At 57.0% G+C, this 13,112-nt stretch carries 10 protein-coding genes and 3 tRNA genes; 3 read left to right on the top strand and 10 right to left on the bottom strand.

Annotation, left to right across the window (positions count from 1 at the left end):
• Positions 1–5 precede the first annotated feature (5 nt).
• Positions 6–1,424: a Y-family DNA polymerase gene (locus ASQ50_RS03195; RefSeq protein ID WP_058090294.1), complete on the top strand. Its 1,419-nt coding sequence runs from the start codon at positions 6–8 to the stop codon at positions 1,422–1,424.
• Positions 1,424–4,540, top strand: a complete 3,117-nt coding sequence (locus ASQ50_RS03200; protein WP_058090295.1) for an error-prone DNA polymerase — start codon at positions 1,424–1,426, stop codon at positions 4,538–4,540. The genes ASQ50_RS03195 and ASQ50_RS03200 overlap by 1 nt, the downstream gene beginning before the upstream one ends.
• A gap of 351 nt (positions 4,541–4,891) precedes the next feature.
• Here the strand turns inward: ASQ50_RS03200 and ASQ50_RS03205 are convergent, their stop codons facing one another.
• The 4 genes from ASQ50_RS03205 to dbpA form a co-directional block, all read right to left on the bottom strand.
• Positions 4,892–6,214 (bottom strand): sodium ion-translocating decarboxylase subunit beta, encoded by a 1,323-nt coding sequence (locus tag ASQ50_RS03205; protein WP_058090296.1) that lies wholly within the window; start codon positions 6,212–6,214, stop codon positions 4,892–4,894.
• Between the two features lie 13 nt (positions 6,215–6,227).
• Positions 6,228–8,006 carry a sodium-extruding oxaloacetate decarboxylase subunit alpha gene (gene oadA / locus ASQ50_RS03210; RefSeq protein ID WP_058090297.1) on the bottom strand — a complete coding sequence of 593 codons (1,779 nt, stop codon included), beginning with the start codon at positions 8,004–8,006 and terminating at the stop codon, positions 6,228–6,230.
• A 41-nt stretch (positions 8,007–8,047) separates the two neighbouring features.
• Positions 8,048–8,299, bottom strand: a complete 252-nt coding sequence (locus ASQ50_RS03215; protein ID WP_058090298.1) for an OadG family protein — start codon at positions 8,297–8,299, stop codon at positions 8,048–8,050.
• Positions 8,300–8,522: 223 nt separating this feature from the next.
• Positions 8,523–9,896, bottom strand: a complete 1,374-nt coding sequence (gene dbpA / locus ASQ50_RS03220; protein ID WP_058090299.1) for an ATP-dependent RNA helicase DbpA — start codon at positions 9,894–9,896, stop codon at positions 8,523–8,525.
• Between the two features lie 104 nt (positions 9,897–10,000).
• Here dbpA and ASQ50_RS03225 point away from each other — a divergent pair, with 104 nt between their 5' ends.
• Positions 10,001–10,537, top strand: coding sequence for a DUF2058 domain-containing protein (locus ASQ50_RS03225; RefSeq protein ID WP_058090300.1), 537 nt, complete (start codon positions 10,001–10,003; stop codon positions 10,535–10,537).
• A gap of 110 nt (positions 10,538–10,647) precedes the next feature.
• Here the strand turns inward: ASQ50_RS03225 and ASQ50_RS03230 are convergent, their stop codons facing one another.
• The 6 genes from ASQ50_RS03230 to ASQ50_RS03255 form a co-directional block, all read right to left on the bottom strand.
• Positions 10,648–10,839, bottom strand: coding sequence for a hypothetical protein (locus ASQ50_RS03230; RefSeq protein WP_058090301.1), 192 nt, complete (start codon positions 10,837–10,839; stop codon positions 10,648–10,650).
• Positions 10,840–11,029: 190 nt separating this feature from the next.
• Positions 11,030–11,106, bottom strand: a tRNA-Arg gene (locus ASQ50_RS03235).
• Between the two features lie 20 nt (positions 11,107–11,126).
• Positions 11,127–11,203: transfer RNA gene (locus tag ASQ50_RS03240), tRNA-Arg, on the bottom strand.
• 58 nt (positions 11,204–11,261) lie between these two features.
• Positions 11,262–11,351 (bottom strand) — tRNA-Ser (locus tag ASQ50_RS03245).
• 125 nt (positions 11,352–11,476) lie between these two features.
• Positions 11,477–11,674 (bottom strand): carbon storage regulator CsrA, encoded by a 198-nt coding sequence (csrA, locus tag ASQ50_RS03250; protein ID WP_022989559.1) that lies wholly within the window; start codon positions 11,672–11,674, stop codon positions 11,477–11,479.
• 171 nt (positions 11,675–11,845) lie between these two features.
• Positions 11,846–13,084 (bottom strand): aspartate kinase, encoded by a 1,239-nt coding sequence (locus ASQ50_RS03255; RefSeq protein WP_058090302.1) that lies wholly within the window; start codon positions 13,082–13,084, stop codon positions 11,846–11,848.
• Between the last annotated feature and the right edge of the window lie 28 nt (positions 13,085–13,112).

Raw genomic sequence — 13,112 nt, forward strand, 5'->3', positions numbered from 1 at the left:
GCTGCATGCTCTGGCTTTACCTGCACTTCCCGCATCTGCTACTGGACCACATCCACCGGAACCAGCCATCCACAGGAGCCCTGGCGATTGTGGATGGCGCCGGGTATACCGTGGTTCAGGCCTGCCCAAACGCCAGGGATCTTGGTATTGAAGCCGGTATGCGCCTGAAGACTGCCCTGGGCCTGGCACCAGAACTGAGTATCATGCGTACCGAAGCCAGGCAGGAAGCCTGGCTGTTGGAAGACCAGGCACGCTGGCTATACCGCTATGCGGCACACATTACCCTTTCACCGCCAGACGGTATCTGGGCAGAAGTCAGCAGCCTGCAGAAACTGTATGGCGGTTTGCCTTCTATCTGGCAAACCGTGGAGCAGGCGCTGGCCGAACGTAAACTGACCGCCTGGGTCGCCATTGGCCATACGCCCCTGGCCGCACAGTTACTGGCCCGGGCCGGCAAAGGGGAATGCACGGCAGACAAACGCCACATTCTTACATCGGTGGGAAGCCTGCCCTTGCCGGCCGCAGGGTTTGATGAAAAGTCCTGTACCCGTTTACAACGCCTGGGGCTGAACACCCTGGCAGAAGTGTTTGCCCTGCCCCCCAAAGAGCTGGCCCGGCGACTGTCGCCGGAACTGCTGGCCATGGTCCAGAAAATCCAGAGCACCCGGCCAGACCCAAAAGCCCCCTGGCAACCGCCCCACAGCTTCCGGCAAAAGGCAGATTTCATTCACGAAGTGGAGCACACCGAGGGGCTGCTGTTCTCATTACAGCGGATTCTGTCAGAGCTGGAAGAAGATCTGTGCTGGCGACAACAAGACACGGATACCCTGTTACTGATTCTGCAACACCGGCATCAGCAAGCCACCCGTTTACGCATTCGCACCACCGGGCCGGAACACCGGGCCGAGATGTTTCTGAAACTGATACGCCTGAAGCTGGACCAACACCCCCTGAGCGCACCCGTCACCGGCCTGATTCTGGCAGTCAAACGCTTCACCGGCCGGGAAGCCCCCGTAGGCCGGGATCTGTTGGGTGAAACGGAAGACCTGGACGAAGCCTGGCACACACTGATCAGCCGCCTGCAGGCTCGCCTGGGCGAACAGTCCCTGAAACGGCTGGCGGCCAGGGCTGATCACCGGCCCGAATGTGCCTGGTCTGCCAGCAATCCAGGCAAACCCGGTAAAACCTGGCCACAGGCTTCAGTGACATTACCCCGGCGCCCCCTGTGGCTCCTTAAGGCCCCCCGGCCTCTGGAACAGCCCCCGTTGTCCTGGCACTCCGGCCCGGAGCGCATCAGCGGTGGCTGGTGGGATGGCCAGCGGGTTCACCGGGATTACTATATCGCCCAGCTGCCGGGCGGCGAACTGGCCTGGGTGTTCCGGGACGTTCAGGGTGGCTGGTTCATACACGGATGGTTTGGCTGATGACTACCGGCTACGCAGAGTTGTTCTGCTTCAGCAATTTCACTTTTCTGACCGGAGCTTCACACCCCCACGAGCTGGCCGAACGTGCCCTGGAGCTGGGCTACAACGCTATCGCCATCACCGATGCCTGCTCCGTTGCCGGCATTCCCAGAGCCTGGGCTGCCCTGAAGGACAGCCCGGTAAAACTGATTACCGGCAGCTGGTTTGAACTGGAAGACGCGCCCCCCGGTGGTGCAACTCCCCGCTTTATCCTGCTGGCCCGTAACCGCAAGGGCTATGGCCAACTCTGCCAGTTGATCACAACCGGCCGGCGCCGGGCAGACAAAGGCCAGTACCAACTGTTTACACAAGACCTGGAAACGCACGATCTGGATAGTTGCCTATGCCTCTGGTTGCCGCCTTCAACGGCCATGGCAGATGCAGGCCAGGCCCTGGCCTGTGGTGAATGGCTTAACCAGGTGTTCCAACAAAGCCTTCGTATAGCCGCTTCCCGCACTCTGGAGGCCGGGGAAGAACAACAACTGGCCCGCGTACGCTGGCTGGCTGAGCAGTTACGCTGCCCGGTGGTAGCTACCGGTGAAGTGCACATGCACCTGCGCGAGCGCCAGCCTCTGCAAGACGTACTCACCGCCTTGCGTAACCACACCAACCTCGAGAACGCCGGCCACTGCCTGTTCCAGAATGGTGAACGCTATCTTCGCCCGGTTCCGGTTTTGCAGCGGCTTTTTCCCAGGCCCTGGTTACAGGAAACCCTGAACATCGCAAACGCCTGCAGCTTCGAACCCGGCAGCCTTCGTTACGAATACCCCCCAGACCTGGTCCCGGAACAGGAAACGCCTGCCGCTTACCTGAAGCGCCTTACCCGTGAAGGCGAGCGGCGGCGATATCCGGAGGGCACCCCTATGCGGGTGCAGGCGTTAATCCGCAAAGAACTGGCGCTGATTGCAGAGCTGAATTACGAGCACTACTTCCTGACCATTCACGACATCGTTGCCTTTGCCCGCAGCCGGGGGATTCTATGCCAGGGCCGAGGCTCAGCGGCCAACTCCGCCGTCTGTTATTGCCTGGGCATTACAGAGGTAAACCCTGCCAAAGTGGACTTACTGTTCGAGCGCTTTATCTCCAAAGACCGGGACGAACCACCGGATATCGATGTGGACTTCGAACACCAGCGCCGGGAAGAAGTCATCCAGTACATCTATCAACGTTATGGCCGGGAGCGGGCGGCACTGGCGGCCACCGTCATTCGCTACCGCCCCCGCAGCGCCATCCGCGATGTCGGTAAGGCGCTGGGATTCGATACAGCTCTGGTAGAAAAACTGCTCGATGGCATCGACTGGCGCGACAAGGCCACCAACTGGCGCCAGCAAATTCTGGATAAAGGGCTCACCCGAAACCCGAAAGTAGCAGGCCAGTTCTTTACCCTGGTCAACACGATACTGGGTTTCCCTCGGCACCTGTCCCAGCATGTGGGCGGGTTTGTGATCAGTGCCGGGCCATTGGCCGAACTGGTACCGGTAGAAAACGCCGCCATGGAAGGCCGTACCGTGATTCAGTGGGACAAAGACGACCTTGAAAGCCTGGGATTGATGAAGGTGGATGTGCTGGCCCTGGGCATGCTCACCGCCATCCGTAAAGCACTGGCGTTAATCAGCGAGGAAAAGGGCCAAACCTTTACCATTCAGGACGTGCCCCAGGAAGATCCGGCCACCTACGCCATGCTACAAAAAGGCGACAGCATCGGCGTGTTCCAGGTGGAATCCCGGGCCCAGATCAACATGCTCCCGCGCCTGAAACCGGAAACCTATTACGACCTGGTGATCGAAGTCGCCATCGTCCGCCCCGGCCCTATTCAGGGCGACATGGTGCACCCTTACCTGCGCCGAAAACACGGCCTGGAACCGGTCGACTACCCCAACGACGCCGTCCGCCAGGTGCTGGAACGCACCCTGGGCGTGCCGATCTTCCAGGAACAGGTCATCAAACTGGCCATGGTGGCCGCCGGCTTCAGCGCCGGCGAAGCCGATAAACTGCGCCGCGCCATGGCCGCCTGGAAATCCCACGGCGACCTCACCCCGTTCCGGGACAAACTGATCAGCGGCATGCTCGAACGGGGCCACGATCCGGACTTCGCCGAACGCTTATACCAGCAAATCTGTGGCTTCGGCGGCTATGGCTTCCCGGAATCCCACGCCGCCAGCTTCGCCTTACTGGTATACGTCTCCGCCTGGATCAAACGCTACCACCCGGCCGCCTTCTACTGCGCCCTGCTCAACAGCCAGCCCATGGGGTTCTACTCCCCCAGCCAGTTGGTACAAGATGCCCAGCGCCACCAGGTAACCGTGCTGCCACCGGATGTGAACCACAGCGCCTGGGAACACACCCTGCAAAGCAAGAAAAAACACCTGCGCCTCGGCCTCAGAATCATACAGGGCCTGTCCTCCAACGGTGCCGAACGCATTCACCAGAACCGCCCCGCCAACGGCTACCAAAGCGCCGCCGAACTGCGCACCCGCGCCGGCCTCAACCAGCGCGACATGGAACTCCTCGCCGGCGCCAACGCCATGCCCAGCTTCACCAGCAACCGCCACCAGGCTTACTGGCAGTTACTCGAACACGAAGAACCCGCCGAACTCTTCGCCAACGAAGCCATGGCCGACTACACCCCGGAGCCCTGCCACCTGCTCCCCGAACCCACCGAAGGCCAGAACGTACTGGCCGACTACAGCAGCCAGGGCCTAACACTACAAAGACACCCCCTCGCCCTGCTTCGCGAACAAGGCCACCTACGCTACTGCCTCACCGCCGACCAACTCAAAACCACCCGCCCCGGCATCCCCGTACAAGTCGCCGGCCTCGTCACCGGCCGCCAACGCCCCGGCACCGCCTCTGGCGTTACCTTCGTCACCCTCGAAGACGAAACCGGCAACGTCAACGTCGTCGTCTGGCTAGACACCGCCCGCCGCCAACGCAAACCGTTACTCACCGCCCGGTTGTTACACGTAAAGGGGATTATCGAAAAAGAGGGAGATATCGTTCATATCATGGCCGGAAAGCTGTCTGACCTGAGCCACCTGATTAACGCGTTACCGGTTAGTTCCAGAGATTTTCACTGACCACCACAAATACCAACAACACGAATTTATAAACGTTAACAGCGGCTAGCTCAGAGGTTAGAAGCGCCAGTATGGGACTGCTTTCCAAAAATCTCGGAGGCCATGGATGGCCGGAGCGAAGCGCACATGGGTGAGGCAAGCGTTTATGAAGCGAAGCTTCATGCGCAGCCGAACGACAGCAATCTGTGATTGCTGGCTGGACCCGCTTGCGGGTGCTCGTAGCGTTTTTTGGAAAGCAGTCCCACACTGGTGCCGCCCCCAAAACTCTCAGGCTACTAGACACAAACTCCAAAGCTAAAAAAAGAAAACCCCGCCGAAGCAGGGTTCTCTCAATACAGCAGCGAACAACAATCAGCCAAGCAGCTTGATCATCACACCCGCTGCAACCGCAGAGCCGATAACACCAGCCACATTCGGGCCCATCGCGTGCATCAGCAGGAAGTTCTGCGGGTTCGCCTCCAGGCCAACCTTGTTGGACACCCGCGCCGCCATCGGCACCGCAGACACCCCGGCAGAACCAATCAACGGGTTGATCGCTTCCTTGGTCACCTTATTCATCAGCTTGGCCATCAAGATACCGGCCGCTGTACCAACCGCAAAGGCCACCATGCCCAGCACCAGAATACCCAGAGTCTGGCCATCCAGGAACTTGTCCGCCACCAGCTTGGCGCCAACAGACAGCCCCAGGAAAATGGTCACAATGTTGATCAGCGCGTTCTGGGCCGTGTCGCTCAAACGCTCAACCACGCCACACTCACGCATCAGGTTACCGAAGCAGAACATACCCAGCAGCGGAGCCGCATCCGGCAGGAACAGAACCACCGCGATCAGTACCACGATCGGGAAGATGATCTTCTCTTTCTTGCTCACCGGGCGCAGCTGCGACATCTTGATCGCACGCTCTTTCTGGGTGGTCAAAGCCTTCATGATCGGCGGCTGAATCATCGGCACCAGCGCCATGTAGGCGTAGGCAGAGACCGCGATGGCACCCAGCAGATGCGGAGCCAGAACGCTTGATACGTAGATCGACGTCGGGCCATCCGCACCACCGATAATACCGATGGCGGCTGCTTCAAGGATGGTGAACTCGAGAACACCGGTCCAGTCCAGCAGCGCCGCACCAATCACGGTACCGAAGATACCGAACTGAGCGGCGGCACCAAGCAACAGCGTCTTGGGGTTAGCCAGCAGAGGGCCAAAATCGGTCATCGCGCCAACGCCCATGAAGATCAGCAGCGGGCCAACGGTAGAACCGATAATCACCATGTAGAAGCTATGCAGCATGCCGTGGCTGTAACCAAGGCTCTGAGCAATGGAATCTGCGGCACTCACCGTGCCGTAGCCAGCCGACTCATAAGCTTCCTTGAAGGCCGCTTTCACCTCGGGGGTGACAGTCTGGCCAGCCTGATAGGCCACATCCAGGGTGCTCGCCAACGCCGCATACACTTCCGGCTTCGCAAAATGGATGGCGTTCTCAGCCGCAGACAAAGCAAGCCCTGCCTCCGGAATATTCGCCAAAATGCCACCGAACCCGATGGGTACCAGAAGCAATGGCTCAAACTTCTTGTTGATCGCAAGATAGAGAAGCACAAGGCCGACGATGATCATCACCAGCTGGCCCGGCTCTATGTTGAACAGGCCACTACCTGTCCACAACGTCAATAACTTTTCCATGGAATGCTGGCCCTTATCCGATTGTCAGCATTTCATCATCAACGGAGACGGCGTCCCCCTCCTTGATGAAGACTTCACCGATGGTACCGGCCTTGGGTGCGCGAACCTCGGTTTCCATTTTCATGGCTTCGAGGATAATCAGCACATCGCCCTCTTCCACGGTGTCACCCGGAGAAACGTGAACCTTCCAGATGTTACCACCCAGAGGCGCCACCACAGGCTCGCCCTCACCGGCTGCCGGAGCAGGCGCTGCAGCAGGTGCAGAGGCACCACCCTGGCCTTCAATCTGGCTGATCTCACCACCTTCGTTAACAGCAACCACGTACTTCTTGCCGTTAACTTCTACGGTGTAGGTCTCGGGGCCGGCGGCTTTCTTGGCGGGGGCAACGTCGTCGGCACTCGGTACCGGCTCAAATGCATCCGGGTTGCCACGGTTTTCCAGGAACTTCAGGCCAATCTGCGGGAACAGGGCGTAGGTCAGAACGTCGTCGACTTCCTGCTCGGCCAGTTTGATGCCCTTCTCTTTGGCGATGTCCTTCAGCTCAGCGGTCAACTTGTCCATTTCCGGTTCAAGCACATCCGCCGGGCGGCAGGTCATCACTTCCTTGCCATCCAGAACACGATCCTGCAATTCTTTGTTCATGGGTGCCGGCGCAGCACCATACTCACCCTTCAGGATCGCAGCGGTTTCCTTGGAGATGGACTTGTAACGCTCGCCGGTCAGAACATTCAGTACCGCCTGGGTACCGACAATCTGGGAAGTCGGAGTCACCAGCGGAATGAAGCCCAGGTCTTCGCGAACCTTGGGTATTTCTTCCAGAACCTGGTCAAATTTGTCGCTGGCGTTCTGCTCACGCAACTGGTTTTCCATGTTGGTCAGCATGCCGCCCGGCACCTGGGCAATCAGGATGCGGGAATCGGTGCCACGCAGGCTGCCTTCAAACTTCGCGTACTTCTTACGCACTTCACGGAAGTAAGCGGCAATTTCTTCCAGCAGGTTCAGGTCCAGGCCGGTGTCACGGTCAGTACCTTCCAGAATGGCCACAACTGCCTCGGTGGGCGAGTGGCCGTAGGTCATACTCATGGAGGAGATGGCCGTGTCCACGTTATCAATACCGGCTTCCGCAGCTTTGATGGCGGTGGCAGTAGACATACCGGTGGTGGCGTGGCACTGCATGTGGATCGGGATATCCAGCTCTTTCTTCAGACGACTGACCAGCTCATACGCCACATAAGGCTTGAGAATGCCCGCCATGTCTTTGATGGCGATGGAATCGGCACCCATATCCGCGACTTCTTTCGCCAGCTCAACCCACATGTCGATGGTGTGCACCGGGCTGGTGGTGTAGGCAATGGTACCCTGGGCATGTTTGCCGGTTTTACGAACCGCCTTGATGGCGCGGTCCATGTTGCGAGGGTCGTTCATCGCGTCGAAGATACGGAACACGTCAACGCCATTTTCGGCGGCACGCTCACAGAAACGGTCAACCACATCATCCGCGTAATGGCGATAGCCCAACAGGTTCTGACCACGCAACAGCATCTGCTGTTGGGTGTTGGGCATGGCTTTTTTCAGCTCGCGGATGCGCTCCCATGGGTCTTCGCCCAGGTAACGGATACAGGAATCAAAGGTAGCACCACCCCAGGATTCCAGAGACCAGAAACCGACTTTGTCGAGTTTCTCGGCAATGGGCAGCATGTCATCAAGCCGCATACGGGTGGCAAGCAGGGATTGGTGGGCGTCACGCAGAATTACGTCCGTAATCCCCAGCGGTTTCTTGGTATCAGTCATCGTGTCAGCCTTCTGTTAAAAGGTTCTAATCGTGCAACGGGTCACTTCTTGTGGCGTGCCCGGTATTGTGCAATCGCCTTCTTGATGGCCTCGGCGGTGTCAGGATCAACCGACGCGGGCGCCTTCGGCTTGGCACGTGGCGTTTTGGCCGGGGTTGCCGGCTCTGGCGGCGCAAACCGTCCAATGAGTTTGGACATGAGCAGTGTCGCGAATACCAGAATGATCAGGAACGCGAACACAAAGCCCATACCAGCAATCATCAACTCGACGGCTTGTGACATCAGCTCATTCATATCGAATAGCTACCTGTATTGATTTGTGTGATTTCCCCGTTTCGCCGCTTTCAGCCGTCAGACCAAAGTCTAATGGCTGGAACAAACAAATCGGGAGGCAAAATCCTGCGTAATTTACCGTTTTCATTGATCAGGAGCAACCTGAAGTAAACATTTCTATAGGGACTTTCCGAGCTTCCTGGCCTGATCTGACACTCACCCGACGTGTTCTCAACAACCGGAATCAAGCATAACGAACCCTGATTTTGCGGCCTTTGACCTTACCTTTCTCAAGCCGGGCCAGAGCTTTATCTGCCCAGGCTTCATCAACGGCCACAAAACACTGGAAATCGAACAGGTCTATTTTTCCCACTGCCGTACCCGGAATACCCGCATCCCCGGTCAAGGCGCCCAGCACGTCGCCCGGGCGCACTTTGTCTTTTCGGCCACCGGCCAGGCACAGGGTTTTCATGGCCGGGCGTACCGGGCGCAATGCTTGCGCCAGCAAGCTTTCGGAATCGCCCCAAACAACAGACTCACCCCGGGCTGATTCAAGCCGCGAAACTTTATGGCCCTGACTGGGCGCGCACAGTGTAATCGCGTGCCCCTGTTCACCGGCACGCCCGGTACGACCAATTCGATGGGTGTGCACTTCCGGGTCGCGGGCGGGTTCCGCATTGATCACCAGGGGCAACGCCTTGATATCCAGACCGCGAGCAGCCACGTCGGTGGCCACCATAACGGTGCAACTCTGATTGGCGAACTTCACCAGCGTGCTGTCCCGGTCTTTCTGCTCCAGATCCCCATGCAAGGACAAAGCAGCAAAGCCGAGCGCCTCAAGCTCCCGCGCCAGTTCGTCGCAGTCCCGCTTGGTCGTGCAGAATACCAAAGAGGATACCGGCTGATACTCAGACAACAAGGCTGCAACTGCACGAACCTTCTGATCAGGCGATATCTCATAGAACACCTCAGAAATACTGCTGGTCGCGTCCTTTGCCTCAACCCGCACATCCACTGGCTCAACCTGGAAGCGCTCGCTCATAGCCCGAATGGGTTCCGGCCAGGTTGCCGAGAATAAGAGGGTTTGCCGAGCTTGCGGTGTTTGCGCAAGAATGGACAAAACCACCTCCTCAAAACCCATATCCAGCATCCGGTCTGCTTCATCCAGCACCAGCGTGTTCACCCGATCCAGCGCCAGCGTCCTCTTGCGCAGGTGATCCTCCACCCTGCCCGGTGTGCCCACTATGATATGAGCGCCATGACTGAGCGAGCCAATCTGGGGTCCTATGGGAACACCACCACAAAGCGTGAGCACTTTGACGTTGTCTTTTGCCCGCGCCAGTTCTCTCAGAGCTTTGGCCACCTGATCCGCCAGCTCCCGGGTTGGGCACAACACCAGCGCCTGCACCGCGAAATGCTTTGGCTTCAGGCGCTCCACCAGCGGAATGCCGAAAGCAGCCGTCTTGCCACTGCCGGTCTGTGCCATGGCAATCACATCCTTGCCGCCCAGGGCTGATGGCAATGCCTTGACCTGTATGCCGGTTGGCTGCTCAAAACCTAACCGCTGCAGATTCGCCTGCATGGCCTGAGACAGCCCCAGCTCTTTAAAAGAAGACATAGAAAAATCCACGAGGTAAATGTTTGTGGGTTATTGCGGGAATAACGTCGGCGTATACTAGAGGTTCATAATATGCAGTTTATCACGAATCCACGGAGTCACTGATGGCGTCTTTGCAGGAACAACTACTCAAGGCCGGGCTGGCCGACGAAAAGAAAGCCAAAAGCATACGCAACGAAAAGCGCAAACAACGCAAACAGCAACCCAAAGGGGCCGTTCAGATAAATGAAACCGAGGAACGCGCTCGCCAGGCTCGCGCTGAAAAGGCCGAGCGGGACCGCCAGCTGAATCTGGAACGGCAGAAAGAAGCGGAAAAGAAAGCCATTCAGGCTCAGATTCGGCAACTGGTAGACAGCAACAAACTGAATCGCAGCCGCGCAGAAACCTCGTACCAGTTCGTTCACGACAAGAAAATCAAAAAGATTTTTGTAGACGACACCATGGTGGACCAACTCTCCCGAGGCCGCCTCGCCGTGGTATTTGTCAACGGTGAGTATGAAGTGGTTGCCGAGGGTGTCGCCCGCAAAATCATGGAACGGGACGAGCTGGCAGTGATTGTACTGCACGACCGTAGCCAGAATGATCAGGGCGATGACGACCCCTATGCAGGATACGAAATTCCCGATGATCTGATGTGGTAAATACCCGCCTCACCACGAAAGCCGGTAGCGCCCTAGCGCTGCCGGCTTCAGTTTTTTTGCCACCGTTCTAATGACCTGGCAACGATCTCAAGACTGCAAGTTCACGCCTGTTAGTGGAGCTTGTGCCGATCAAAAATCTCCTTCACTTCCCGCTCCGCTTCCTCTGGCACGATCACTTTAACCAGCTTGTTTTCTTCATCGATATAAACGTTGTCTCTCGGAATACCCGTGGCTATCAGGTCATCCCAGGTGTTCTTGGCTTGATCGTGGTTATCGTAACCGCCATTCATTGTCTTGTTCATCACTGGCACTCCCTGGCAAATGATTGGGCGTCACCAGAAAGAATAGGAGGAAGATGCGGGATTGTACAACTTTTAACCAACGTGCAGGCGGGCTTCGGTCAAACCTCTATCGGTTCAAATTCTCCCAGCTATACAAAGCAAAACGCCCCAGCTTGTGAGGTATACAAGCTGAGGCGTTTTGGTCTTTATTTGGCGCGGCTGGGAGGATTCGAACCTCCGACCGCCTGGTTCGTAGCCAGGTACTCTATCCAGCTGAGCTACAGCCGCTAAAAACGGTTTTGCGATAGTGGCGCGGCTGGGAGGATTCGAACCTCCGACCGCCTGGTTCGTAGCCAGGTACTCTATCCAGCTGAGCTACAGCCGCGCATCTTTCGCATTGGTTGAATGCTGCTTCAACCTGTTCTCATTTCCCCAAAAGGAAATGGCGGAGAGGGAGGGATTCGAACCCTCGGTACGATTGCTCGTACGGTTCCTTAGCAGGGAACTGGTTTCAGCCACTCACCCACCTCTCCTTGAGAACGGGGCGTATACTACCATAATTTTTCTGTTTTCATAGGGTTGACACGAGTTTTTTCTACTCGATTTTCCCCTCCATCAAAAAAGCCGCTCAGGTTTCCCGTGAGCGGCTTTTTATTGATCAACGATTGCCCGGTTCCGGCTCGTCTGAGCCTTTTTCGGACTGAATCCGCTGATAGATTTCTTCACGGTGAACCGCGACGTCTTTGGGCGCGTTAACACCGATACGTACCTGGTTCCCCTTCACTCCAAGAACGGTAACGGTAATCTCGTCACCGATCATCAGAGTTTCGCCAACACGGCGGGTCAAAATCAACATATCCCTTTCTCCCTATTCCAAACCAACCTGTTCCGACAACAGAATGTTGTACTTATAGCTTTTATAAAGAGATCACCGATCATACTAAAGACGCAATAATACTTATACCCCTTCGCATCTCGATAGCTATTATCAATGACTCAAAAAGGCGCGCTTGCGAGCATCCTGCTGTTAAGCGCCCTCGTCCACCCCGGCCTGATCCAGCTCAAATGCACTGTGCAGTGCACGAACCGCCAGCTCGAGATACTTCTCATCGATCACCACCGAAATCTTGATTTCAGAGGTGGAGATCATCTGAATATTAATACCTTCTTTGGACAGCGCCTCAAACATTTTAGTTGCTACGCCAGCGTGCGAGCGCATGCCTACGCCCACAATGCTCACTTTCGCAATCTTGCTGTCGCCACCCACTTCGCCAGCGCCAATTTCGCTGGAGGTGCCACGCAGAACTTCCTGGGCCCGCTTGAAGTCGTTACGGTGAACAGTGAAGGTAAAAGCCGTTTTGTTGTCCTCACCCACGTTCTGAACAATCATGTCCACTTCAATATTGGCATCGCTAACCGGCTTCAGAATCCGCAGGGCGCTACCCGGAGTGTCGGGCACACCTGAAATGGTCAGTTTGGCTTCATCACGATTGAAAGCAATGCCGGAAACAACCGGTTGTTCCATGGCGTTCTCATCCTCAAAAGTAATCAGGGTGCCTTCACCTTCCTGGAAGCTGGAAAGCACTCTTAATGGAACATTATATTTACCTGCAAATTCGACGGCGCGAATCTGGAGCACTTTCGAGCCCAGGCTGGCCATCTCAAGCATTTCTTCAAATGTAATTCGATCGAGCCGGCGAGCGCTGTCTACCACCCGCGGGTCGGTTGTATAAACGCCGTCCACATCTGTGTAGATCTGGCACTCATCAGCTTTCAGGGCAGCCGCCAAAGCCACAGCGGTGGTGTCTGAACCGCCGCGACCGAGTGTGGTAATGTTGCCGTGCTCGTCGATACCCTGGAAGCCCGCAACCACCACTACCCGGCCGGCTTCCAGGTCTTCACGCATGCGCTGCTCATCAATCTGCTTGATCCGCGCCTTGGTGTGGCTGCTATCTGTCAGGATGCGCACCTGTGAGCCGGTGTAAGACCGGGCATCACAGCCACGCTTCTGCAGTGCCATAGACAACAGCGCGATGGTTACCTGCTCACCGGTAGACACCAGTACATCCATTTCCCGAGGTACCGGATCTTCCATAATGTCGTTGGCCAGGGCGATCAGCCGGTTGGTTTCTCCGCTCATGGCAGAGACCACAACCACCACATCGTGCCCGTCTTTACGGAACTGACACACCTTGTCAGCGACCGCCTCAATCCGCTCGGTTGTACCAACGGACGTACCACCAAATTTCTGAACCAACAGAGCCATGTTTTGCCAAACTCCGAACCGGGGACTC

Origin of the sequence: Marinobacter sp. LQ44 (assembly GCF_001447155.2) — a bacterium.
GTDB lineage: Bacteria > Pseudomonadota > Gammaproteobacteria > Pseudomonadales > Oleiphilaceae > Marinobacter.